A 23,715-nucleotide genomic window follows, 5' to 3' on the forward strand; every position below is an offset into this window, starting at 1 on the left:
AAATTTGATTGAAACTGGGAAAGAAATATTAAATTACCTTTCTCGTCTCGGCGTAGATTACGCAGATGTAAGAATTGTAAAAAGACTCAGAGAGGAGATTGAAGTTAAAAACGGAATTTTAGAAACAGCAGTAAAAAACGAAACCTACGGATATGGGATCAGAGTACTCTATAATGGAGCATGGGGGTTTGCATCTTCCTTTGACTTCTCCCAATACAAGAAAATAGCAGAAAAAGCCCTAATAATAGCCAAAGCAAGTGCTAAAACCAATAAAAAAAGGGTAACTTTAGCTCCTGCAGAAATCATAAAGGCTAAATGGAGTAATAGCTACCAAATAGATCCATTTTTAGTACCTTTTGAAAAAAAATTGGATCTACTTTTCACAGCTGATAAAATTATGAGAGAAGTTAAAGGCATCACCCTTACAGAATCTTCTCTATCATTTTTTAGAGAAGATAAAGTTTTCTTAAGTAGCGAAGGAACAGAAATAGAGCAGAGTATATTAGAAAGTGGTGGTGGAATTACTGCCTATGCAATTGAAGGAAGCGACATACAAAGAAGATCCCATCCTAATTCTTTTGGAGGTGATTTTAGAAAAGGGGGATGGGAATTTATTGAAGATTTGGATCTGGTTGGACATGCAGAAAAAATAGCAAAAGAAGCAGTTAGTCTCCTTTCCGCCGAACCCTTACCCGAAATGGTAACTACTCTTATTTTAGATGGAACACAATTAGCTTTACAGGTACATGAATCTTGTGGACACCCAACAGAACTTGATAGAGTATTAGGGATGGAAGCAAGTTTTGCAGGAACAAGCTTTTTAACCTTAGACAAAAGAGGCAACTTCCAATATGGATCAGAGATTGTAAATATTGTAGCTGATGCTACTCATCCTTATGGTCTGGGAAGCTTTGGATATGATGATGAAGGAATACCTGCCCAAAGAAGTTATTTAGTAAAAGATGGTATTTTTGTAGGATACTTAACTTCAAGAGAAACGGCAACCATATTAGGAGAAAAATCAAACGGTACTATGAGAGCAGATGGATGGAATAGAATTCCTATTATAAGAATGACAAATATTAATCTTCTTCCCGGAAATATACCTTTTGAGGACTTAATAGCCTCCACAGAAGAAGGAGTTTACATGGCAGTAAATAAAAATTGGTCAATTGATGATAAAAGATTAAATTTCCATTTTGGATGCGAGATAGCTTACGAAATAAAAGATGGAGAGATAGGTAAGATTTATAAAAATCCATATTATACAGGTATTACCTATGAATTTTGGAGAAGTTGTGATGCTATAGCTGATGAAAAATCTTGGAGAGTTTGGGGAGTACCAAATTGTGGAAAGGGAGAACCTATACAAGTAGCCAGAGTTGGACATGGTGTATCTCCTGCAAGATTTCGTAAAGTAAAGGTAGGTGGTAAATAATGTGGGGAGAAGATAGAGCATTAAGTTTTCTTAAAGATTTAATTAAAAAGCTACCCTATGAAAGAAAAGAAGTATGTTTACATATAAATTCCCAAGAATTAACAAGATATGCAAATAATATTATCCATCAAAATGTAGCTGAAGAAAATTTAAACCTATATATAAGAGTAGGTGAGGGAAGCAAAAAGGTCGCTATATCTACCAGTAATTTAGAAGAAAAAAGTTTAGAAAATCTTATCAAAGATTTGGATACTTTACTAGAAAGTCAACCCGATACAGAAGAATTATATTTGCCAGATCCAGAGCCTATCCCAAGTTATGAGAAAAAGACTTTTGATCCCTCACCAGAAAAAAGAGCAGACATTATTAAAAAATTCATAGACAAAGCTGAAAAACATAATTTAAATACCTTTGGAGCAATATCAGAAGAAATAGGAGAAATAGCAGTTGTAAACTCAAAAGGTTTAGAATCATATGGTACTTACGCCTATTCTCATGGTAAGGTTATGTATATGGGGGATGGATCTGGATACCAAGAAGAAATAGGGAAAGATGTAGATAGTATGGACTATGAATCCCTATCAGAAATAGCCCTTCAAAAATGTATAGATAGCAAAAATCCTCAAGAAATAGATCCAGGAATTTATACTGTAATCCTTGAGCCTTTAGCAGTAGGGGAAATCTTAGAACAAATAGCCTATTTTGGTTTTTCAGCTAAAGCAGTTCAAGAAAAAAGATCCTTTATATCATTATATCAAGGACAAAAAATATTTAAAGATTATATAACTATCTATGATAATGGCTATGATCCTAACGGAATAATATTTCCTATAGATTTTGAGGGAGTGCCTAAAAAACACGTAGACCTTATTAAAAATGGTATAGTAATGGGACCTGTATATGATACTGCAACCGCAGTAAAAGAAGGAAAGAACTCTACAGGACATGCCCTTCCTCCACCATCTACCTATCCCTTACCTTTTAATCTTTTCTTTGTTGCAGGAGAAAAACCATTAAACAAAATTATATCTGAAACAGAAAAAGGAATACTCGTTACAAGATTTCATTATGTCAATGCCTTCTTAGATCCTATTAGAGTTTTAGCAACTGGGATGACAAGAGATGGTACATTTCTTATAGAGAATGGAAAAATTACAAAACCCCTTAAAAATTTAAGATTTACACAAAGTTTTATTGAAGTCCTTAGTAATGTAGAAGAGATCTCAAAAGAAACCTATTTAGTACCCAATATAGGTTTTGCAAGAGTACCTGCAATTAAGGTTTTAGAATTTAATTTTACTGGAAAAACAGAATTTTAAAAAAAATATAGGGGAGAGATTTTCTCTCTCCCCTCACTAATGCCTTATTAGTTACTTTTCTTCTTTAATCTTAATTTTTATTCCTTCAATCTTTTCAGGTTTAGCCTTTGGTAATGTCAAGGTAAGTACTCCGTTCTTATATACAGCCTCGCTCTTATCAGGTACTACAGGCTTTGGTAGATCTATTCTTCTATAAATCCTTCCAAGTCTTCTTTCCTTTCTATAGAAGTTCTCCTTCTTTACTTCTTCCTCTTCTTTAGTTTCTCCCTGGATAACTACACTGTCTTCTGTTACACTAATATCTACATCCTCTGGTTTGAATCCAGGGAGCTCGACTTTTAATACTATATTTTCATCAGTTTCATACATATCTATAGCTGGGGTAAAGCTCCCTCTCCTTTCCTCAACAATTCCTGGTTCTCCAAAGAATTCGGAGAACAATCTATCCATTTCTCTTTGAAGATGTCTTATTTCCTCAAAGGGATCCCAATATCTTCTTAACATAGCCTCACCTCCTCATCAGATTTTGATATATATTAATTTTTTCTATATATATTATATACCCATAAAAATTTTTGTCAAGGGAGCCTGAAGACCATAGGGTAAAAAGAAGATATAGAAAGGAGAGGTGGTATTTTAGAAAATCCTATTACTTATGGCTATAAATATGATAGTTTTGTAATATCCCTATTAAAAAAGGAATATGTATAGAGAATAAATCATCAACAAACACATGTCCAAAATATGCCATTAATATAGATAAGATTATTCTCTTCTCGAAGTTAAAATCCCTTTTTATTCCCTTATAAATTTGTCTAAATAGCCAAAAGAAGAAAAAGAAACTCCCTATTATTCCCCATCCAGTAATAAAATAAAAATATATATTATGAGTGGTTACTGCATGTCTTAGAATTTCTAAAATTTCCTTTTCAACGTTAGGATCATCTTTTAAAGCATACTTAGGAAAATAATATACAAAACATCCAGGCCCTACACCAAACCATAAATTATCCCTAACCATTCTTATTATCCCTTTATATATGTATAGTCTTTCATAGATAGAACTTTCGCTCCCTTTTGAAAAGACATGCGAAAACCTATACTTAAGATTTGGTATAAAAAGGTTAAATCCCATAAAAATTATCAAAAGAATAATCAAAAATATATACCAGTATTTCTTAAGAAAATAAAAAAATTCTCTGGAAAAAAACAAAAACAAAAAAGCAAATAAAAGCCCTAAAAAGGCTCCTCTTGTTTGGGTAATAAAAAGTCCTAAGAAACAAAACAATAAATAAACAAGAGTTTTCAATTTAAAGCCCTCTTTTATTAAAATTCCTAATCCTGCCATAATGCCAAATTCAAGAAGTAAGGAAAGCCCTTGCATACCTACCCCTAAAACTAGTCCCCTACTAAAATTCCCATCTATAACCCCAAAATTACCAATGTAGATAGAAATTTTAAATACATAAGATAAAGTTAAGACTAAACCCAAGAAAGAACTGCCCTTAAAAATAGAATCTATAACTTTTTGGGAATATAATATCCTATATTTGCCTAACATATAAAACCAAAGAAATATAATAGGTATAAAGGAGACTAATAAGGCTTCTAATTTTCTCTCCGAGATTAATGAGCTAACAAATCCTGATAGAATAAATCCTAAAATAAAAACCTTATCCAATTTATCAGAAAAGATATTTCTCAATGCTTCTTTGACCTTTAAACCTATGGATAAATATATGGCATATGGTAATTGAAAAATATAACTAAAGGTAGATAAGATCAACCCCCAAATCTCAAGATTAACATTATTTAATTTACTACTAAATTTTTTCTCCATAACATAACTTTATACATCAACCTACCAATTTTTTCAAGAATTTTACTTAAAAAGCATTTCTTTACTGTATATCATACTAAAGATCAAACATTGACATATTTTTGATAATAATTACAAGAATTTTAAAATTCTATTAACTATTAGAAGGGGTGGTATGTGATATTATTCATATATAAATATGTATGAAGGAATTTTGATAAACAAATCTTAAAGGAGGGAAAAAATGACAAACAGCTTTCCTAAAACTAAAGAAGAAGTTTTAAAGTATATCAAAGACAACGACATTTATTTTGTGGAGATTTGGTTTGCAGATGTATTGGGATATCTTAAAAGTTTCACTATAACAGCCCACGAACTTGAGAAAGCCTTTGAAGAAGGATTGGGATTTGATGGCTCATCTGTTAGAGGATATACAAGAATTGATGAAAGTGATATGATTGCTTTTCCAGAACCAGAAACTTTCACCATTCTTCCTTGGAGACAAAAAGAAATAAAAGTGGCAAGAATGTTTGCTACAATAGTTGAACCAAACGGAAAACCCTTTGATGGAGATCCAAGAAATGTTCTCAAAAAGATGTTAAATAAAGCCAAAAATATGGGATATAAATTCTATGTTGGACCTGAATTAGAATTCTTCTATTTCAAATCTCCAAACCCACCCCTTGAGGTGTTAGATTGGGGTGGATATTTCGATCTAATACCAAGGGATGAAGCTGTAGATCTGAGAAATCAAACCGTTAAGATGCTGGAAGAAATGGGAATTACAGTTGAATTTAATCACCATGAAGTTGCCCCTTCCCAACATGAAATAGACTTTAGGTATGCAGAAGCTTTAACCATGGCAGATATAGTTATGACCGCAAGATTAGCAATAAAGGAAGTGGCTTATTTAAATGGTGTATATGCTACCTTTATGCCAAAACCTCTTTTTGGACAGAATGGCTCAGGTATGCATGTCCATATGAGCTTATTCAAAGATGAAAGAAATGCCTTCTTTGATCCAAATGATAAATATCATTTATCATCAATCGCAAAACATTTTATTGCTGGCCTTTTAAAACATGCAAAAGAAATCACACTAATTACTAACCAATGGGTGAATTCCTATAAAAGGTTAGTGCCTGGCTATGAAGCACCAGTTTATATTTCCTGGGCTATGAGAAATAGGTCTGATCTTATTAGAGTTCCTATGTATAAACCTGGAAAGGAAGAAGCTACAAGAATTGAATATAGAGCTCCTGATCCAGCTTGCAATCCTTATCTTGCCTTTGCTGTAATGTTAGCTGCAGGGCTTGAAGGTATAGAGAAGAAATATCCTCTTCCAGATCCTGTAGAAGAGAATGTGTATCATATGACAGAAGAGGAAAGAAGAAAAAGAGGAATAGAGAATCTTCCAGGAAGTTTAATTGAAGCCATAGAGATTACTGAAAAGAGTGAACTTGTAAGAAATGCTTTAGGAGATCATGTATTTACAAACTTTATAGAGAATAAGAAGATGGAATGGGATAATTACAGAAGACAAGTAACTACTTATGAGTTAGAAACATATCTACCAATACTATAAAAAGGAGGGAGATTTCTCCCTCCTTTATTATATTTATAATCATGCCTCATGAAGTACTCCCTCCTTTACTATGGAGTAAGCGATAACCATATAAACTCCTAAATAGATTATCCTATCTATTTTAAAAAGTTCATAGGATCCAAGTATATACGAAAATATTAAATTAGATATGGAAAGAAGGGCAATACTTAATGTTAAAAGGTAATAATTTTTAGCGATCTCTCCACCCCAGAAATTAGTAGTAATAGTTAGAAAGAGAATCATAAAAACAACAAGTAGCATATAGTCTCCTATCAAAAACAATGTATTAATAATTTTATCTTCGAGAAGCATAGTGCTATTAAGTAGAGTAGGTAATATACCTACCTGCAAAATCAAGATAAAGAGGAGAATAGCATTAATTACAAGAAGAAAATTCTCGTTAAAACTCAATCTTACCCTTAAAGAACTGCTTAGGAATATAATAAAAAGTAAAAGGGCAACAAAATTTAGTATAAATGACAAAAGCTTTAACATTTGAGTATTTTCAAACTTAAAAATTATATCGAGAAAATCACTTAAAAGATAGATAAAAAAACCTAAAAGGATAAAAAGCCAACCAAGCCATAATTTTTGTTTCCTATCAATTTTAAAGAAGAAGATCAAAGCCACGACAAAAGCTAAAAATTCCACAAGAAGATAAATTATTTTATAAATATTTTCAGGAATATTAATGTTAAATAAGGGAATTGTTGAAAAGATAATGACAAGAAGAAGCCCTATAAAGAACAAAATCTCTACCAGTCTCACTTTGTCTTCCATATCACCCTCCTACCCTCTCAAGATTTTCAGGATTTAAATATGAAAACACTTGAGACATTTCTGGACTACTCTTTATACTTTCATAAAACTCTTTATAAACATCTATATATTTCTGATCTGACATTTTCTTCCCCCAAAGTTTTGAAACCTCTGAATTTATATTTTTTATTAATATTGCAAAATTACTAACCAATTCATACCAGCTCACATTGGGGTTATTACTTAGTAAAAATTCACCATTATCTATATTTAAAATATCTTTCAACAATCCCCCATTTTCATTATATATCTTCCCTATAATTTTCCTTATCTTTTCAGGATAAATTCCAATTCCTGTATAGGCTCTGACCAAATAATTTAGAAAGGAAGTAAGAATTTCAGCTATAAATTCTGTATTTCTCTCAATCTCACCAAATCTTAAAGATGGAAATTTTAAATCTTCAAAATCTTTTAGAGAAACAATATGAAGCATCAAAAATCCTGATTTACTGTTTAAATAATTTATGAGATTTATCTTATCTTCATCTTGACGCATCTTACCATCTTTCTCTGAATAATATCCTAAATATTTTCCATCATAAAAGAGAAAGTGAAGTTTTTCAGTATTAAAATCTAAAAAGATATGCCCTATTTGCCCCCTTTCCATAAGTTTCTCTATCATACCCATAGAATCAAATATCTTAGCCTCACCACTTAAAACAGGATTAATAAATAATCTAATAAGTAGGCTTTTTATGATTTCATCTTCAAGAACATATAAAGATATAGAGGAAACCCTCATCATGGCATCAGTAACGAAAGTTTCAATAGCTTCATCATCTTGAACCAAAATTGTACTATCAGTAAAGGTAAATGCCTTTCGAGGATCACCATCCGTAATAAGTATTTGGGTAGTAATATCTCCAACCTTTCCCTCTAATACTCCATTAAACTTTTCCATATGAATCCATGCTACAAGTTCCTTCACATTAATTAGAGCAGAAGGTGTATCCTCATATATAGGCTTACCCTTTGGAAATTTCATTTCTATGCCCCCTTAAATTAAGGATTTTAACGCTTTCTTAATCTTTTTTTATTTTACCACATAATAAAATTATGTATTATAATATTTATCCATGAAAATTACAGATCTTTTTTTTATATTCTTAAAAATTGGATGGTTAACCTTAGGCGGGGGATATGTAATGATCCCCCTATTCTTAGAGGAGATTGTTAAAAAGAGAAAATATATGGATGAAGAAGAATTTATAAAAACCCTTACCTTAGCCCAACTTTTTCCAGGTCCTATAGCCTTCAATCTTGCTGTCTCTGTAGGATATAAATTAGGAAAAATAAAAGGAGCTATTATATCTGCCTTAGCTGTAGTTATACCATCCTTCGTATCTATTCTTGTCATAGCCATCTTCTTTTTAAATTTTCAAAAATTAAAAATAGTACAAGGATTCTTTTATGGTCTAAGACCTGCTATTGCTTCTGCTATGGTCCTTGCAGTATTCGAAATTTTTAAAAAAAGAAAATGGAATACTCTTAGCCTTCTTTCTCTTCTTTTTCTATCATTAATTTTGATTGTATTTAAAATCAATCCTATTTATATAATCATTCCATCTCTTATAGTAATAATCTTATGGGTATACTTCAAGAGTTAGCAAAAGTCTTTTTTAAAATAGGTCTTTTTGGTTTTGGGGGTGGATATGCTATCATCGCCCTAATAAGGCATTTAGTTGTGGAAGAGACAAAATGGCTTACTAACCTTCAATTCATAGATGTGGTTGCCATATCTCAAGTAACACCAGGTCCTCTTGCCCTAAATTCAGCAACTTTTATAGGTTATAAAATGGGGGGAATATTAGGTAGCTTAGCAGCAACTTTTAGCTCTGTATTAGCCCCCTTTATCTTAGTATATCTGACATCTTATTTTGTCCATAATATTGGAAAAGAAAAGGTAGATCTATATCTTTCTCTCCTCTCACCTCTCACCTTTGCCCTTATTATGTCTGGGACTTACAGTATATTAAAAGACTCTATATCTGATCCTTTTAGCTTACTTCTATTTTTTATCTCATTATTTTTAGGTTATAAGGCAAAATGGAGTTTAATAAGAATATTGCTCGTTTCTGGAATTATAGGTGAAATCTTTTATTTATTCTTTAAATAGATTTATTGTATAGTACGTAAAAATATGGTAGAATTTAATCAAAATGTAGCTTATTTTTTAATAATTATGAAAAAATTGGAGGGCATATAAAATGACAACCAACCTTTTAGAAGATTTTTTAAAATCTCTTTCAATCATTGTATACCCATCCTCTTTAAGAAGAATTAATGAAAGTTTTTATATTTTTGTAGCAAAAACAAACAAGGAAAAAAGGATTGGATTTTTGACAGACTCTAATTCTTTCTACCTACAAGATCCTTATTTTCCTGAGAATAAAAAGATAGAAGAACTTAACCTTTATGTAAATCTATACCCATTGAATTTTGACAATTACAAAAAAATTAATAATTTTATAAAGATATCTCCTTCCATATGTAAAAGAAAAACTTCCTTTGGTACTGGAGATAGATTAGGATTAGTAACCTCAGCTCAAATTTCTGCCCTAAAAGAATATAATCTTTTCCCTATAGTTGCCCAACAGTCTCCTAGAGAACTTATCAAAACCCATAGAGATTTTAAAGATGTACTGCTTAAAAGTGTATTAGGAATTTTGGAAGCAAATTATCAAGGAGAATATGGTGCAGATGCAGATCACATAAAAGATGAAAAATATCTTTTAGAAGCAATAGATGCTGGGTACACTATGTATACCTTAGATATAAGTGATCTGATACAAAAAATATCCTCCCTTTCTCAAAAAGAATTAAAAGAAAAATTTGAAAAAATATCAGGTACCTCAAAAAAGATAATTGAAAAGTATGCTGGTAGAAAAGTAAAGATCTCGGAAGACCAATACTTTGAACTTTCTTATGATGAACTTTGCAAATCTGCCATAATTTACGAAAATACTATGCCCTTTGTAGATATGGTTTATGATATTCTAAGAAGTAAATTACCTGAATTTGATATAGAGGTTTCCATTGATGAAGGAGAAAGGGATACCACTCCAGAAGATCATGTATTTGTGGTTGAATACCTCCATCAAAAGGGAATTGACTTTAAGAGTCTTGCCCCCAAATTTCCAGGAGAATTTCAAAAAGGAATTGATTACCAAGGCAATATAAAAGAGTTTGAAGAATCTCTTGTAAAACATTATACATTAGCTAAAAATCTGGAAGGATATAGATTAAGTCTACATTCAGGAAGCGATAAATTCAGTATTTATAAGATCTTTTATAAAATTACTCAGGGAGGTTTCCATATCAAGACATCAGGTACCAGTTGGCTTGAGGCAGTTAAAGTAATAGCAAAACTTGATCCCGATTTATTCTTAGAGCTATACAACATATCTCTTGAAAATTTGGAGGAAAGCAAAAAAGCCTATAAAGTAGATATTAAGAAGGAAGATTTCCCAAAGGAAATAAAAGAAGATCTATTAGCTTTTCTTTCCAAAAAAGAAGTAAGACAGCTTTTCCATATATCATATGGCATTCTCTTGGACGAGAAGAGGGAAGATATATATTCCATATTAGATAAATATGAGGAAGATCATTATAAATTTGTATATGAAAATATAAAAAGACATCTTCAGGAACTTTTTGAGGAGGAAAAAAAATGTACAAAGTAGCCATCGTTAATTCAAGTAGTTTTGGTAAATATTTTCCTGAACATATAGAAAGACTCAAAAAAATAGGTAACATAGAAAGATTCACCCTTCCTGGCAATATGCATGGTAAGGAATTAGCAGAAAAACTTATGGGATTTAATATTATTATAGCAAGTGTGACCCCATTTTATGATAGAGAATTCTTTGAATATAAAGATGAAACCCTACTTATAACGCGCCATGGTATAGGTTATAACAACATTGATATAAAAACTGCTACAGAGAAGGGAGTAATCGTAACTAAAGTACCAGGAGTAGTAGAAAGAGAAGCTGTAGCAGAAACAGCTATTGCCTTATTAATGGCGGTAATGAGGAAAATAAGAGAAGCATCTCTAAAAGCCAGAGAAGGTAAATGGGAAGAAAGGGCCAACTTTATAGGTTGGGAAATTAAAGATAAAACTGTAGGAATTATAGGATATGGAAATATTGGAAGTAGGGTAGGAGAAATCCTTAAAAATGGTTTTAATGCAAAAGTAATAGCTTATGATCCCAATATCCCAGATGAAAAATTAAAACAAATGGGGGTAGAGCCAGCATCCCTTGAAGAATTATTAAGTAGATCAGATATTATCTCCCTTAATGCCTCTTTAAATGAAAAAAGTAGGTATATGATATCAGAGAAAGAATTTAACATGATGAAAAATGGAGTAATCATAGTAAATACAGCAAGAGGAGAATTAATGGATGAAGAAGCATTGATTAAAGCTATAAAATCAGGAAAAGTTGCAGGAGTAGGCTTGGATGTAATGAAGGATGAACCACCAGATCCTCAAAATCCTCTCTTACATATGGATAATGTGTTAGTAACACCCCATATTTCTGCATATACTTATGAGTGCTTAAAAGGTATGGGAGACAAAGTAGTTTCAGATGTAGAAAAAATAGTCAATAAAGAAATTCCTGATGAAATCATAAATAAAGATGTATTGGAGAAATTGCCATGGAGAAAGATTTAGTTTTAGCCGTAGATTTAGGAACTACAAATATAAAAAGTGGAATTATTGATAAGGAAGGTAGAATTTTAGCCCTTATACAAAAAGAATTACCTTTAGAAAAGGATGCTTTGGGAAAGGCAGAGCATAATCCAGAGACCATATTTAATATATTTGTAGAAGTGGTGAGAAAAATAGTAAAAGGTTTTGAAGAAAGAATTAGTATCTTAATAACATCTTCCTATATGTTTGGTCTTTTACCACTTAATAAAAACAAAAAGCCTCTCACAGGAATAATAACTCTCCTTGATACCCGATCCAGAGAAATTTTTGATGACCTTTTAAAAGAAGTAGATTTTAAGGAGATATATAAAAGGACTGGTTGTCCCCCTCTTCTTTATTATCCATTTGTAAGAATATATTGGCTAAAAAAGAAACATAGGGAAATTTTTGATTCTGCTAAATATTATTTAGGTTCTAAATCATTTCTCATATATAAACTCTTAGGAGAGGCATATACAGAACCAAGTATAGATTCCTCAACTCAGCTTCTAAATATTCATACCCTAAATTGGGATCCTTATGTCTTAGATTTTTTAGGTATAAAAGAGGAAAACCTTCCTACTGTAGTTCCAGGAGATAAAATATTAGGGAAACTTCCCAAAGAGACCTTAGATCTTCTTGGTCTAAAAGGTGATGTATTTTTAGGAGTAGGACTTTATGATGGTGGTGCTGTAGGTACAGGTATAGGCGCATTAGCTGGAGATGGAATAGGAATAATAAATATTGGTACTACCGCCATGTTTAGAGTACCATATCATAATGCTATCTTTGATAATCCAGAAAAAATGAGAATACAAGTACCTTATTTATTTGATAATAAGTGGTTTCCAGGCGGAGGAATAAACAATGCAGGAATTATTCTAAAATGGTTTAGAGATAATATGTTTAATATGAGTTATGAGGAACAAACTAATATGACAAAATATGTTGATTCTGATGACCTCTTCTTCCTTCCTTATCTTACAGGAGAAAGAAATCCAGACATAGGAAGCATAGCCTCAGGTGTTTTATTTGGACTTCGTCCCCATCACAATAAAGCCCATGTAATAAAGGCAGGTATGGAAGGAGTATCCTATATTATAAGAATGCTATATGAAACCTTAAAAGAATTAGAAATAGAGATAAAAGAAGTAAGGGCTGGTGGGGGTGGAGCAAGATCAGACACCTGGATGCAGACTCTTTCAAATATAATGGGTATGGATGTAGCTGTAGCAGATACCGATGAACCTGCTCTTTTAGGTTCAGCTATCTTAGGTTTCACAATGATAGGAGAATATCCTTCATATAGATCAGCTACTGAAAAAATGGTAAGAATCAAAAAGATTTATAAGCCAGAGGAAGAAAAGATTGAATATTATAAGAAAAGATTTGACTTTTTTATATATCTTACGAAAAATTTAAAAGAAGCCTTTTCAATCCATACTCAATTAAAAAAGGGAGGTTCTTAAAATGAAAAGTTTTGTGGGGCTTATAGGGCTTGCTGTAATGGGACAAAACCTTGCTTTAAACATAGCAAGAAAGGGATATAGTGTGGCTGTTTATAACAGAACACCCGAGAAAACAGAGGAACTTTTAAAAAATAGAGTAAAAGATGAAAAAATTACTCCATATTATGACATAAAAAGTTTTGTAGAAGGATTAGAAAAACCAAGAAAAATAATTCTTATGGTAAAGGCAGGAAAACCAGTAGATGATGTTATAAATGAACTTCTCCATTATTTAGAACCAGGAGACCTTATTATAGATGGAGGTAACTCTTACTTCAAAGATACCTCAAGAAGACTCCAAGAATTAAAAGAAAAAAACATTCTATTTTTAGGTATGGGGGTTTCAGGAGGAGAGTATGGCGCTCTGCATGGTCCTTCTTTAATGCCTGGTGGGACTAAAGAGGCCTATAGTTTAGTAGAGGAAATGCTTCTCAAAATAGCAGCAAAGACTGAAGATGGTCCATGCTGTACATATGTAGGACATGATTCAGCAGGCCATTTTGTAAAAATGGTCCATAATGGAATTGAATATGCAATTATGCAGATCATTTCTGAAGTATACGATATCATGAGAAAAGGATTAAAGATGACATCAGAAGAAATAGGTGACCTTTTTGAGGAATGGAATAAAGGAGAACTTAACTCATTTCTTATGGAAATCTCCTATAAGATCATGAGATACAAAGATCCAGAAACAGGAAAACCCTTGGTTGAGCTTATACTGGACAAAGCTGAGCAAAAAGGTACTGGAAAATGGACAGCTCAAACTGCTTTAGATTTAGGTATACCAACCCCAACCTTAAATCTTGCTGTAGAAGGAAGAATCATCTCTCATTTTAAAGAACTTAGAATAAAACTATCTCAAATAGCCTATAAAGAAATGGATAATATAAATTTAAATAAAACAGAGGTTATAAAAGATTTAGAAAAAACCTTACTTTTTGGAATATTTATATCCTTTTCTCAAGGTCTTTGGCTAATTGACGAAGCCTCAAAAACCTTTGGATACGAAATAGATCTATCTGAGGTGCTTAGAATATGGAAGGGTGGCTGTATAATTAGAGCAAAGATCTTAAATTTCTTAAGGGAAATAATAAAAGAAAATCCCGCTAATGCAAATCTATTACTATCTCCTTTGGCTATTGATTTTATAAAAGATAAAACTTCCTCAGTAAAAAGAATATCTCAAATTGGAAGATCTCTATCTATTCCTCTTCTTACTCTAAATTCTACTCTTGACTACTATTATGCTTTATCTTCTGAGAATCTTCCTGCTAACTTTATTCAAGCTCAACGAGATTTCTTCGGAGCCCATACCTATGAACGAACAGATAGAGAAGGCATCTTCCATACTGAATGGGAAAAATTAGAATAGGAGGTGAATAAAATGGGTTATGTGGAAGAGCTTTTCAATATAAAAGATAAAGTAGCCTTTTTTACAGGTGGGGGAGGTATATTAGCCTCTGCCATATCTGAGGGTTTAGGAAAAGCAGGAGCTAAAATTGTACTCACAGATATCAATGAACAAGCTCTTATGAATCAGGTAGAGAAATTAAGAAGTATGGGAATTACTGCAGAAGGATACATAATGAATGCCTTAGATAAAAAGAATGTGGAGGAAGTAGCCCAAAAGGTAAAAAGCGCCTTTGGAAGAGTAGATATTCTTCTTAATGCTGCAGGAGGAAATATACCAGAAGCAGTTACATCTGATAAGGTAACTTTTTGGGATCTTCCAGTAGAATCAATACAAAAAGTTGTAAACATAAACCTATTTGCAGGAGCTATAATTCCAAGTCAAGTCTTTGGCAAGATGATGTTAGAAAATCCAGATGGTGGGGTAATTATAAACTTTGCTTCCATGTCCTCTTTTAGACCTCTTACAAGGGTAGTAGGATATTCAGCTGCAAAAGCGGCAGTTGCAAACTTTACTCAGTGGCTTGCAGTATATGTAGCAAAAGAATTTTCTCCTAAGATCAGAGTTAATGCTATTGCCCCAGGCTTCCTTATTACAAATCAAAACAGATATTTACTTCTAAATGAAGATGGATCTTTAACTCCCCGTGGAAAAGCAGTAATAGATCATACACCAATGGGAAGATTTGGAGAGCCTGAAGAACTAATTGGCACAATTATTTGGCTTGCTTCTCCAGCCAGTTCCTTTATAACAGGTGCAATAATCCCAATTGATGGTGGATTCAACGCCTTTTCAGGCGTATAAAAAAGAGAGGAGCAAAGGCGCTCCTCTCTTTACATTAAATATATAGGGTTTGTAAAGGCAAGAAGTTTATTTCCCTGCCAAAATTCTAAATACACATAACCTTTACCCTCAAATCTTATTTGAAAAGCTCCTTTCTTTGTTTTAGGTATTTTAATAAATTCTTCTCCGTTGTATATAATCTTCACATCAGCTTCCTCTTCACAAGAGTATTTCAAAATTATATCATCATCCATTCTTAAAGTTTCACCTATATTTTTATCATTTATATAGAATTCTACTTTAGGTCCAGAAGTAACATATACTTTACCTTCTCTTACACTCCTTATAATATTTTCAAGGGTAAGACTATCTACATAAACATAATTTACAGGAATATCATCTCTTATATCTTCTATTTTATGCATATCAGAACTTCCAATAGCTGTAACTTTATATCCATCTTTTAGAATCCTTCTCCATTCTTTTATTCCCTCAGTTATTTCAAATTTTCTAAGACTAAAGGTACCTGTCCATACCTCCATGGCATCCACGTAATCATAATCTATAGATATTTCACATCTACAACCAGGACATATGGGATAAGATAGAGTAAAGGGATGGGCAATACAGAATATTCCCTCTTGATAATGTACCTTCTCAGCTAATCTTCTTATCCCCACATCAGGATTTACAAGATCCCAAGGGATATAATCATAGATTCCAAGACCTAAAAAATGTCCCCAAAAGGTAGTAAACTCAATACCTCCAAATATAGGGTATCCTTCGTCATCTATAGTGTGATATCCCGAAATTTTATTATGATCAGTTAAGAAAATGAAATCCAATCCTCTTTTAATGCTAAATTTAACAAGCTCTTCTATAGAAAGAGCTCCATCACTATGGTTAGAATGAAGATGAAAATCACCTTTTACCCAACCCTCTTTACTTTCCCATTCACGCAAAACAGAAGTATAAGGAAGAATAGGATCAGCTATTTTTGTAGTGTTCTCCCTATTCAAAAAGACTACTATATTTAATATACATCTTTTTAAAATCTGCTTTACTTCTAATATTAATTTCCACTCTCCTGGGGAAATCTTACCTGTAACACAACCAAGGGTACTTTCCTCTACTCCTATCTTAATTGGAATACCCTTCGTAAATCTATTATCACCTGTACCTCTAAATTTCCCCTCCGAATCAATAATCCTCAAATTAACTATGTTCTTTAAAGGAGAAAACTCTCTCCATATTTTTTCTAAAATCTGATTATTCTTTACATCTAATGGTTCAAATCCTTGTGATACATATTTCTTAAGAGCATCAATAATGAGCCTTTTAGATTCCTCATAGGATATACTTTCTGGTTCTAAAATTCCTTTTATTACAATCTCTCTTATTCCATCAGGGATTTCTATATCTATAGGGATAAGCTTCTTAGAGTCTTCAGGATAAAGCTCTATATTAAAATGAAATTCATTACTCATATCCTCATATATCCCCCTTTATGAATGGTATTATAACTTAAATATTTTTATGTTAAAATACTTCATATGAGAGAGGAGAGATAGCTAATGAGTAATAAAAATGTGAGTTACTTTAAAATTTTCCTTCTTGGTTTTGGATTCCTATCCATTTCTCTCCTATGGGCTATTTATAACTCTGACATTCCCATCATACTTCAGAAAACTTATAAGCTTTCAAGCTTTGTTGTAGGATGGGTAATGAATCTTGATAATATCCTTGCTATCTTACTTATACCATTAATAGGAGCATTATCCGATAGAACCGTTACTAAAATTGGTAAAAGGATGCCATATATTATAAGCTCTCTTCCATTAGGAGCTATATTATTTGCCCTAATTCCTTGGATTCCTCTTATATGGGGAATAAATACTCCTTCTTTACTTCTGTCTATCCTTGTAATTTTCTTAATGAATATTGCACAAGGAATAGGAAGAGGTCCTGTAATATCTTTAATGCCTGATCTGGTTCCTCCTGAGGAAAGATCTCCTGCCAATGGGATTATAAATTTTATGGGGGGATTAGGAGCTCTTATTGCCTATTTTTTTGTTGGAAGGATATCAGCTGAAAATCGCTCCTTAGGTTTCCTTATCGTTGGAATTATACAGATTATAGCTGTTTTAATCTTATTTATCTTTGTAAAAGAGCATAAAGATTCCATAGTTTTAAAATCTTCAGAAAAGGTCTCCTGGAATGAATCTTTTAAAAACCTTCTAAATATAAGGGATAAAAATCTTATATTTTTACTAATAGCCATTTTATTCTGGTTTATAAGTTTTAATGCAATAGAAACCTTCTATTCTGTGTATATGGCATTAGAATCTGGTCTTGACCCATCTGTAGGAGAAACCCTTGCCAAAACAAATTTGGGAATTTTATCCTTATCCTTTATGATATTTTCCATTCCATCAGGTTTCATTGGCAAAAAGATTGGTAGAAAAAAGGCTATTCTTTTGGGGATATTGGGTATGATTGTAACCTTAATGGGGCTTATTATTTTAAAAAACATGAATATAATAAGATATTTCTTTATAATTGGAGGAATATCTTGGGCATTAATAAATATAAACTCTCTACCTATGGTTTTAGATTTTGCTTCTTTACAACTTCAAGGTACTTATACCGGTTTTTATTATTTTTCTTCCCAACTTGCCAGTATTATTTCTCCTCCATCAGCTGGCTTTTTAGCGGATATATTTAAAACGCGATTTATCATATTTCCTTTTTCTGCCTTTTTTGCCATACTTGCCCTAATCTCAATCTTAGAAGTAAAGGAGAAAAAAACAGATGTTAATTTTAGGACATAGGGGTTGCGCATATTATCCAGAAAATACTATGAAGTCTTTTGAAGAAGCCTTAAAAATGGCGGACGGTATAGAACTTGATGTACAAAAAACAGAAGATGGAATTCTTGTAATCTCTCATGATGAAAATCTTAAAAGGCTTACAGGAATAGATCTAAACATAAGAAGAACAAAATTTGAAAACTTAAAAAGGATAAATATTCAAGGGGAAAATATACCAACCCTATCAGAGGTCTTAGATCTTGTTAAAAGTAAAAACAAATTTGTAGATATAGAAGTAAAAAACCCTGAGGATTTTATAGATACATACAAAATGGTTAAGAATTTTTCCTTAGAAAATTATGTGATATCCTCTTTTTGGCACAAGGGACTTTACGCTTTAAGGCTTCAAGAAAATGCAAAAATAGGACTTCTTTATGTCCACGAACCAAGATCTGAAGAGTTAGAGAAGTATTTCCAAATTGCAGATTTTCTAAAACCAAATTACAACTATGTTACAGATGATTATAGGACTTATTTTAAAGCTACCATATCTTGGACTGTAAATGATGTGGAAAAAGCAAAATATTTTAAAGAACGAGATACCTTCGCTATCATAACGGATTTTCCTGACAAAATTTTAGAAGGTATCAAAGGAGGGAAAGATATAGTGTTTAATAGTCCTTATTTATCCTATTTTCTTCAAATGATTGATAAGGATAGTGTCAAAAAAGGAAATAATTTAATAAGTTTTGAAGCAGTTAACTATATCATTCCCCTACATATAGATGAACTAAGTATAGAAGGTGGAAATATAAAGATAAATAAAGAGATACCTTTTATATGGAATATAGGAGAAAGGGTTAATTTTGAGATAGAAACAACGGAAGAAAATCCAAAGATAAAGATTCGGGTAAGAGAAGTAGGAGAATTAATCTTTACTTTAAAAGATATAAGAAATTTCTTAGTATAGATTATTTATCTACTCTCCCTTTTAATAGGTACCATATATAGAGATCTAATTCTCCTGAGACTTTATTTAGTAAAAGGGATAGCTCTTTAAATTCTGCCTCTATTTCTTCGTACCTTTTTTCTGTCCAAGCTTTTGGAATCTCCCTGATTATTCCTTCATTAAAAAGAAACCTCAAAATGTGTTTGTCAAGAATGGCCACATCCAACTTGCCAATATTTCTTAAAAAATGGCTTGCTTCTTTCCAACCTATCCCTTTTGCCTCTTTTACCAAAATATTTCTTGCTTCTTTCTCAGGTAGATTAAAAAGGTCCCTTAAGCTTCCAATAAGCTTACGATTTTCCACAATAAATCGAGCTCTTATTAAAGGATATCTATGGCCTACTTCTTTTAACTTCTCTGCTAACTCATCTTCTGAAAGTCTTGCAAAGTTTATTTTTCCTATATAATTTTGGGCCTTTATACCTCCTTGAGCAGACCAATTGGCAGTAAGTACACAAAAGGAAAGCTCTGAAAAAAGATCAAGTTCAGTTCCATATTTTCCTAAATTTTCAAATTCCCTTATTCTTTTCTCTACAAGAGGATAAGCCTCTTCTTCTATACTTTTTATCTTTTCTACTGCTGATTTATACTTCCACATCTATAAATTCCTTAAAACTTATCTCATCAAGATCTATATTACAAGTAAAGGCAAAAAATATTCCTCCTCTTTCCTTTAAAAGTCTCGCTGATAGAAAGAAACTCATATCAAGATCTTTATTTGGTTTTACTAACTTAGCATCTTCCCTTTGTACCACAAACACAACCCATTTTTCAAAAATCCAATCTGCCATATATTCCAAATGCCTTGCACCTCTTACAGTTGGTGCATCTGGGAATAATCCTATATGATCTTTTACTAATGTAACTGATTTTACCTCTACAAGTATTTTATTATTTATTAGAAAATCATATCTTTTACCATGATATGTAAACTCTTTTCTTAATTCCTTGACCTTTACAGGAAATCTATATAGATTTTCTTCAAATAGACGATTGGCTAAGGACGCATTTAAAGAAACAAGATTTCCACTCTCCACCCCAAGAATAGTCTCAAAAGATGTTTTTCTTTTTTCTCCTTCTTTCTTAGTTATATAAACCACCGATGAAGGATAAATTATATTTTCTAGTCTACCAGGATTGGGAAGATATGAAACTATTTCCTTTCCATCATACTTTATAAATAACCTGAATCTCTTTTCTCTTCTTATAACTTCCGCTGATTCTAAAGGAGGAAGTCTCATATTAATGAATTATAACATAAAAGGGAGAAAGGAATATGTTTCCTTTCTCCCAAAATAGAACAGGTTATTATTTATATTTACTTCAAAAGATCTACTATTTTTTTGCCCTGATAGGTTAAAAGATCCAATTTCTTAAGGGCTAATTTCTTCACATTATCGGGAAGAGGTACATATAAGAGTTCCTCAGCATATTTGTCTCCCTTTTCATATGCCCATCTAACAAATTTTACAAGAGCTTTTCCTTTTTCTAAATCTTTCTGTTCCTTGGGTATCAATAAGAAAGTATAACCTGTAATAGGATAGCTATTTCTTCCAGGAGCATCTACTATATATACTGCAAAATCATCTGGTATCTTAAAGAAGGCTGCTGAACTCTTTATAGTCTCAAAAGTTGCATCTACCACATTACCAAATTTATTTCTTATTTTGGCATAAGGAAGATTATTTTGCTTTGCATAAGCAAGCTCTACATATCCAATAGTCCCTATAGTATTTTTAACAACCCCTGCCACTCCTTCGTTACCTTTTCCACCTATTCCTACAGGCCAGTTAACAGATGTACCCGCTCCAACTTTTTCCTTCCACTCCGAACTCACAGCAGAAAGAAAGTTGGTAAAAACAGCAGTTGTACCACTACCATCAGATCTTCTTGCCACAATAATAGGCATATTGGGAAGATTTAAATCTTTATTTACCGCTTTTATTTTAAGATCATTCCAATTCTTTACTTTTCCAAGATATATATCTGCTATGAGATCTCTTGTGAGTACTAAGTTATTTATATTAGGTAAATTATAGATCATTACAACAGCACCTATAACAGTAGGTATCATTATTAAACCACTTTCTTCCTGATCCTTTCCAGAAAGAGGTGCATCTGTTGCCCCAAAATCTACTGTTCTTGCCTTTATTTGCTGAATACCCGCCCCACTTCCTACAGATTGATAATTTATTTTGATGCCTGTTTCCTTCTCAAACTCATAAAACCAACGAGAATAAAGAGGATAGGGAAAAGTTGCTCCCGCACCATTTATAAGAATACTTTGACCTAAGGATATAGAAGAAAGAAAAAGTAAAAACACTAAAATGAGAACCTTTCTCATGAATTTCCCTCCCTTTTTAGAATTAATATTCCTAAAAGAAATCTTATTTTTAACTAATTTCACCTCCCCTTCCAATTATTTCCATTATAGATTCTATTTTTTATAATTTAAAGTCTATTTAATCTTCAATTAAATTTATACAAGAAAAGGTTAAATAACTGTTAAAGATAATTTGTGTTATAATATAATAAATAAAAATTTTTTGAAAGGGAGAGCAAAAATGCCAGAATTTGGTACACCATTTTCAGTATTAGGATCAGAAAGAAAAATCACAAAAGAAGAACTCATCAGAGCTATAAGATTATTTATTGCTGCAGAGTATGAAGCCATCCAACTATACGAAATAATCGCAGAAGCTACTGATGATTCTCTTGCTAAAAAGGTCCTTTACGATATAGCCAACGAAGAAAAAGTTCATGCGGGTGAATTTTTAAGACTTTTGAAAGAATTATATAAAGAGGAAATGGAGTTCTACAAAAAAGGCGAAGAAGAAGTAGAAGAGATGATAAAAGAGGTAAAAGGATAAAAATGTTTCACGTGAAACATTTTTGAGGGGATAGAATGGGGAAGATTATATCTGTGGCCAATCAAAAAGGAGGAGTAGGTAAAACTACTACAGTTATAAATTTAGGATATGCATTAGGAGAAATGGGGAAAAAAGTACTTATTGTGGATGGAGATCCTCAAGGAAATGCTACCAGTGGGATTTCCCCATTAAAGGACAAAAAACCCAATCTATATTCAGCCCTTATAGAGGAGGTACCTATAGAAAAAGTTATATATCCATTAAGGGATGGGAAAAATCCTATAAGAGAAAACCTATTTCTAATACCTTCTAATATAGATCTGGCAGGAGCAGAGGTTGAACTGGTCTCAATGTTATTTAGGGAATTAAAATTAAAAGAGTTATTAAAAAAAATCTTAGATAATTTTGATTTTATTATTATAGATTCACCTCCATCTCTTGGTCTTCTTACAGTTAATGCCTTAGTTGCTTCAGATTTTGTATTAATACCCCTTCAATGTGAATATTATGCCTTAGAAGGGATATCCCAACTTTTAAAGACTATAAATATAATCAAGAAAAACCTAAATCAAGATTTAGATATATTAGGTGTACTTCTTACCATGTACTCAAGAACTACCCTTGCTCAACAGGTAGTAGAAGAAGCTCATAATTATTTCAAAGAAAAAGTATTTAAAACCCTTATACCAAGAAATGTTCGTTTAAGTGAAGCACCAAGTTATTCCCTTTCCATATTTGAATATGATCCTGATTCTACCGGAGCAGAAGCATACAAAGAATTAGCCAAAGAGGTGGTAGAACGTGTCTCTTAAAAAGAAGGGCTTAGGAAGAGGCTTGGAAGCACTTCTTGGTGAAAATGAAAAGGAAGTAATAGAATTTGTTCCCATAGATAAAATTATTCCAAATCCAAAACAACCAAGAGAGACCCTTAACCCTGAGACACTACAAGAATTAATAGACTCAATAAAAAATGTAGGACTTTTACAGCCTATTCTTGTAAGGCCCAAGGATGATTTATATGAAATCATAGCAGGTGAGAGAAGATACCATGCTGCAAAAGTAGCAGGTCTAAAAGAAATACCTGTAATCATAAAAGATATTGATGACCAAACAGCTTGGGACATTGCTCTTACAGAAAATCTTCAAAGAGAAGATTTAAATCCTATTGAAAAAGCAAAAGCCTTCCAATACTATATAGAAACCTTTAATGTGACCCAAGAAGAATTAGCAGAGAGATTAGCAATTAGTAGGTCTGAGGTAGCAAACTTTATCAGGCTTTTACAGCTTCCTCCAGAAATCCAAGAAGAGGTAAGAAGAGGAAATCTTACCTATGGTCATGCAAGAACTCTTCTTGGTGTAGATGACCCTTACTTTCAAAAACTTCTTGCCCAAAAGGTTATAAAGGAAAAGCTTTCAGTAAGAGAAACAGAAGATTTGGTAAAAAAGAAAAAGGTAAAAGAAAATATAGATCTTCCAGAAATAAGATCCATAGAAGAAAAACTACAAAGGCATTTAGGTACTAAGGTTAAGATACAACCTAAATCCCCCAATAAAGGGAAAATTACTATAGAATATAAAAGTATGGAAGAGTTAGAAAATATTATTAGATTATTTCTGGAGTAGA

General features: G+C 32.2%; 23 protein-coding genes. 15 read left to right on the forward strand and 8 right to left on the reverse strand.

All coding sequences use genetic code 11. The features are described 5' to 3' along the window. Positions 1–4: 4 nt before the first annotated feature. Both ACY3JO_RS01100 and ACY3JO_RS01105 read left to right on the forward strand, forming a co-directional pair. The gene (locus ACY3JO_RS01100; protein WP_463084979.1) at positions 5–1,438 is read left to right on the forward strand and encodes a TldD/PmbA family protein; all 1,434 of its coding nucleotides are present in this window, start codon (positions 5–7) and stop codon (positions 1,436–1,438) included. Then, positions 1,438–2,757 (forward strand): TldD/PmbA family protein, encoded by a 1,320-nt coding sequence (locus tag ACY3JO_RS01105; RefSeq protein WP_463084980.1) that lies wholly within the window; start codon positions 1,438–1,440, stop codon positions 2,755–2,757. The genes ACY3JO_RS01100 and ACY3JO_RS01105 overlap by 1 nt, the downstream gene beginning before the upstream one ends. A gap of 51 nt (positions 2,758–2,808) precedes the next feature. Here ACY3JO_RS01105 and ACY3JO_RS01110 read toward each other — a convergent pair whose 3' ends face one another. Both ACY3JO_RS01110 and ACY3JO_RS01115 read right to left on the reverse strand, forming a co-directional pair. Then, positions 2,809–3,261, reverse strand: a complete 453-nt coding sequence (locus tag ACY3JO_RS01110; RefSeq protein ID WP_463084981.1) for an Hsp20/alpha crystallin family protein — start codon at positions 3,259–3,261, stop codon at positions 2,809–2,811. Positions 3,262–3,406: 145 nt separating this feature from the next. Beyond that, positions 3,407–4,597 (reverse strand): O-antigen ligase family protein, encoded by a 1,191-nt coding sequence (locus tag ACY3JO_RS01115; RefSeq protein WP_463084982.1) that lies wholly within the window; start codon positions 4,595–4,597, stop codon positions 3,407–3,409. 223 nt (positions 4,598–4,820) lie between these two features. Here ACY3JO_RS01115 and ACY3JO_RS01120 point away from each other — a divergent pair, with 223 nt between their 5' ends. Further along, positions 4,821–6,161 (forward strand): glutamine synthetase family protein, encoded by a 1,341-nt coding sequence (locus ACY3JO_RS01120; RefSeq protein ID WP_463084983.1) that lies wholly within the window; start codon positions 4,821–4,823, stop codon positions 6,159–6,161. Between the two features lie 39 nt (positions 6,162–6,200). Here ACY3JO_RS01120 and ACY3JO_RS01125 read toward each other — a convergent pair whose 3' ends face one another. After that, a complete protein-coding gene (locus tag ACY3JO_RS01125) occupies positions 6,201–6,962 on the reverse strand; it encodes a hypothetical protein (RefSeq protein ID WP_463084984.1) in 762 nt (253 codons plus the stop codon). Position 6,963: 1 nt separating this feature from the next. Beyond that, positions 6,964–7,986, reverse strand: coding sequence for a hypothetical protein (locus ACY3JO_RS01130; protein WP_463084985.1), 1,023 nt, complete (start codon positions 7,984–7,986; stop codon positions 6,964–6,966). Positions 7,987–8,077: 91 nt separating this feature from the next. Between ACY3JO_RS01130 and ACY3JO_RS01135 the strand changes: the two genes are divergently transcribed. The 7 genes from ACY3JO_RS01135 to ACY3JO_RS01165 all read left to right on the forward strand — a co-directional run bounded on the left by ACY3JO_RS01135 (position 8,078) and on the right by ACY3JO_RS01165 (position 15,423). After that, positions 8,078–8,608 carry a chromate transporter gene (locus tag ACY3JO_RS01135; protein WP_463084986.1) on the forward strand — a complete coding sequence of 177 codons (531 nt, stop codon included), beginning with the start codon at positions 8,078–8,080 and terminating at the stop codon, positions 8,606–8,608. Then, on the forward strand, positions 8,587–9,117 hold the full coding sequence (locus ACY3JO_RS01140; protein ID WP_463084987.1) for a chromate transporter: 531 nt from the start codon (positions 8,587–8,589) through the stop codon (positions 9,115–9,117). Before ACY3JO_RS01135 ends, ACY3JO_RS01140 begins: the two co-directional genes overlap by 22 nt. A gap of 91 nt (positions 9,118–9,208) precedes the next feature. Beyond that, positions 9,209–10,684 carry a tagaturonate epimerase family protein gene (locus tag ACY3JO_RS01145; protein WP_463084988.1) on the forward strand — a complete coding sequence of 492 codons (1,476 nt, stop codon included), beginning with the start codon at positions 9,209–9,211 and terminating at the stop codon, positions 10,682–10,684. Then, positions 10,672–11,679 carry a D-isomer specific 2-hydroxyacid dehydrogenase family protein gene (locus tag ACY3JO_RS01150; RefSeq protein WP_463084989.1) on the forward strand — a complete coding sequence of 336 codons (1,008 nt, stop codon included), beginning with the start codon at positions 10,672–10,674 and terminating at the stop codon, positions 11,677–11,679. The genes ACY3JO_RS01145 and ACY3JO_RS01150 overlap by 13 nt, the downstream gene beginning before the upstream one ends. Then, positions 11,664–13,166, forward strand: coding sequence for a gluconokinase (locus tag ACY3JO_RS01155; protein WP_463084990.1), 1,503 nt, complete (start codon positions 11,664–11,666; stop codon positions 13,164–13,166). Before ACY3JO_RS01150 ends, ACY3JO_RS01155 begins: the two co-directional genes overlap by 16 nt. Position 13,167: 1 nt before the next feature. After that, complete coding sequence (gndA, locus tag ACY3JO_RS01160; protein WP_463084991.1) at positions 13,168–14,580, forward strand: NADP-dependent phosphogluconate dehydrogenase; 1,413 nt, start codon at positions 13,168–13,170, stop codon at positions 14,578–14,580. Positions 14,581–14,592: 12 nt separating this feature from the next. Next, a complete protein-coding gene (locus tag ACY3JO_RS01165; protein WP_463084992.1) occupies positions 14,593–15,423 on the forward strand; it encodes an SDR family oxidoreductase in 831 nt (276 codons plus the stop codon). A 29-nt stretch (positions 15,424–15,452) separates the two neighbouring features. Here the strand turns inward: ACY3JO_RS01165 and ACY3JO_RS01170 are convergent, their stop codons facing one another. Then, the gene (locus ACY3JO_RS01170; protein WP_463084993.1) at positions 15,453–16,889 is read right to left on the reverse strand and encodes a CehA/McbA family metallohydrolase; all 1,437 of its coding nucleotides are present in this window, start codon (positions 16,887–16,889) and stop codon (positions 15,453–15,455) included. Between the two features lie 87 nt (positions 16,890–16,976). Here ACY3JO_RS01170 and ACY3JO_RS01175 point away from each other — a divergent pair, with 87 nt between their 5' ends. Continuing rightward, the gene (locus ACY3JO_RS01175; protein ID WP_463084994.1) at positions 16,977–18,233 is read left to right on the forward strand and encodes an MFS transporter; all 1,257 of its coding nucleotides are present in this window, start codon (positions 16,977–16,979) and stop codon (positions 18,231–18,233) included. Further along, positions 18,214–19,182: a glycerophosphodiester phosphodiesterase gene (locus ACY3JO_RS01180; RefSeq protein WP_463084995.1), complete on the forward strand. Its 969-nt coding sequence runs from the start codon at positions 18,214–18,216 to the stop codon at positions 19,180–19,182. Before ACY3JO_RS01175 ends, ACY3JO_RS01180 begins: the two co-directional genes overlap by 20 nt. A gap of 1 nt (position 19,183) precedes the next feature. Here the strand turns inward: ACY3JO_RS01180 and ACY3JO_RS01185 are convergent, their stop codons facing one another. The 3 genes from ACY3JO_RS01185 to pstS form a co-directional block, all read right to left on the reverse strand. Next, entirely contained in the window at positions 19,184–19,819 is a 636-nt protein-coding gene (locus ACY3JO_RS01185; protein WP_463084996.1) for an N-glycosylase/DNA lyase, read from the reverse strand. Next, positions 19,806–20,462 carry a DNA/RNA nuclease SfsA gene (sfsA, locus tag ACY3JO_RS01190; RefSeq protein ID WP_463084997.1) on the reverse strand — a complete coding sequence of 219 codons (657 nt, stop codon included), beginning with the start codon at positions 20,460–20,462 and terminating at the stop codon, positions 19,806–19,808. The genes ACY3JO_RS01185 and sfsA overlap by 14 nt, the downstream gene beginning before the upstream one ends. Before the next feature lie 77 nt (positions 20,463–20,539). After that, positions 20,540–21,565, reverse strand: a complete 1,026-nt coding sequence (pstS, locus tag ACY3JO_RS01195) for a phosphate ABC transporter substrate-binding protein PstS (protein WP_463084998.1) — start codon at positions 21,563–21,565, stop codon at positions 20,540–20,542. Positions 21,566–21,785: 220 nt separating this feature from the next. On the opposite strand from pstS, the gene ACY3JO_RS01200 reads away from it, so the two are divergent. From ACY3JO_RS01200 to ACY3JO_RS01210, 3 genes are read left to right on the forward strand one after another with little or no spacing between them, the layout of a single operon-like run. Continuing rightward, positions 21,786–22,091: a ferritin family protein gene (locus tag ACY3JO_RS01200; RefSeq protein ID WP_463084999.1), complete on the forward strand. Its 306-nt coding sequence runs from the start codon at positions 21,786–21,788 to the stop codon at positions 22,089–22,091. 35 nt (positions 22,092–22,126) lie between these two features. Further along, positions 22,127–22,903, forward strand: a complete 777-nt coding sequence (locus ACY3JO_RS01205) for a ParA family protein (protein WP_463085000.1) — start codon at positions 22,127–22,129, stop codon at positions 22,901–22,903. After that, a complete protein-coding gene (locus ACY3JO_RS01210; protein ID WP_463085001.1) occupies positions 22,893–23,714 on the forward strand; it encodes a ParB/RepB/Spo0J family partition protein in 822 nt (273 codons plus the stop codon). Before ACY3JO_RS01205 ends, ACY3JO_RS01210 begins: the two co-directional genes overlap by 11 nt. The last annotated feature ends 1 nt before the right edge of the window (position 23,715 follow it).

This window comes from Dictyoglomus sp. LHC4 (genome assembly GCF_055181355.1).

What these genes read in the sequence shown, in the direction of transcription:
- ACY3JO_RS01150 (WP_463084989.1), top strand. Translation starts at nt 10,672, where the DNA reads ATGTACAAAGTAGCCATCGTTAATTCAAGTAGTTTTGGTAAATATTTT.
- ACY3JO_RS01145 (WP_463084988.1), top strand. Translation starts at nt 9,209, where the DNA reads ATGACAACCAACCTTTTAGAAGATTTTTTAAAATCTCTTTCAATCATT.
- ACY3JO_RS01185 (WP_463084996.1), bottom strand. Translation starts at nt 19,819, where the DNA reads ATGTGGAAGTATAAATCAGCAGTAGAAAAGATAAAAAGTATAGAAGAA.
- sfsA (WP_463084997.1), bottom strand. Translation starts at nt 20,462, where the DNA reads ATGAGACTTCCTCCTTTAGAATCAGCGGAAGTTATAAGAAGAGAAAAG.
- pstS (WP_463084998.1), bottom strand. Translation starts at nt 21,565, where the DNA reads ATGAGAAAGGTTCTCATTTTAGTGTTTTTACTTTTTCTTTCTTCTATA.
- ACY3JO_RS01115 (WP_463084982.1), bottom strand. Translation starts at nt 4,597, where the DNA reads ATGGAGAAAAAATTTAGTAGTAAATTAAATAATGTTAATCTTGAGATT.
- ACY3JO_RS01170 (WP_463084993.1), bottom strand. Translation starts at nt 16,889, where the DNA reads ATGAGTAATGAATTTCATTTTAATATAGAGCTTTATCCTGAAGACTCT.
- ACY3JO_RS01140 (WP_463084987.1), top strand. Translation starts at nt 8,587, where the DNA reads ATGGGTATACTTCAAGAGTTAGCAAAAGTCTTTTTTAAAATAGGTCTT.
- ACY3JO_RS01110 (WP_463084981.1), bottom strand. Translation starts at nt 3,261, where the DNA reads ATGTTAAGAAGATATTGGGATCCCTTTGAGGAAATAAGACATCTTCAA.
- ACY3JO_RS01200 (WP_463084999.1), top strand. Translation starts at nt 21,786, where the DNA reads ATGCCAGAATTTGGTACACCATTTTCAGTATTAGGATCAGAAAGAAAA.
- ACY3JO_RS01155 (WP_463084990.1), top strand. Translation starts at nt 11,664, where the DNA reads ATGGAGAAAGATTTAGTTTTAGCCGTAGATTTAGGAACTACAAATATA.
- ACY3JO_RS01125 (WP_463084984.1), bottom strand. Translation starts at nt 6,962, where the DNA reads ATGGAAGACAAAGTGAGACTGGTAGAGATTTTGTTCTTTATAGGGCTT.
- ACY3JO_RS01105 (WP_463084980.1), top strand. Translation starts at nt 1,438, where the DNA reads ATGTGGGGAGAAGATAGAGCATTAAGTTTTCTTAAAGATTTAATTAAA.
- ACY3JO_RS01165 (WP_463084992.1), top strand. Translation starts at nt 14,593, where the DNA reads ATGGGTTATGTGGAAGAGCTTTTCAATATAAAAGATAAAGTAGCCTTT.
- ACY3JO_RS01135 (WP_463084986.1), top strand. Translation starts at nt 8,078, where the DNA reads ATGAAAATTACAGATCTTTTTTTTATATTCTTAAAAATTGGATGGTTA.
- ACY3JO_RS01130 (WP_463084985.1), bottom strand. Translation starts at nt 7,986, where the DNA reads ATGAAATTTCCAAAGGGTAAGCCTATATATGAGGATACACCTTCTGCT.
- ACY3JO_RS01205 (WP_463085000.1), top strand. Translation starts at nt 22,127, where the DNA reads ATGGGGAAGATTATATCTGTGGCCAATCAAAAAGGAGGAGTAGGTAAA.
- ACY3JO_RS01175 (WP_463084994.1), top strand. Translation starts at nt 16,977, where the DNA reads ATGAGTAATAAAAATGTGAGTTACTTTAAAATTTTCCTTCTTGGTTTT.
- ACY3JO_RS01180 (WP_463084995.1), top strand. Translation starts at nt 18,214, where the DNA reads ATGTTAATTTTAGGACATAGGGGTTGCGCATATTATCCAGAAAATACT.
- ACY3JO_RS01120 (WP_463084983.1), top strand. Translation starts at nt 4,821, where the DNA reads ATGACAAACAGCTTTCCTAAAACTAAAGAAGAAGTTTTAAAGTATATC.
- gndA (WP_463084991.1), top strand. Translation starts at nt 13,168, where the DNA reads ATGAAAAGTTTTGTGGGGCTTATAGGGCTTGCTGTAATGGGACAAAAC.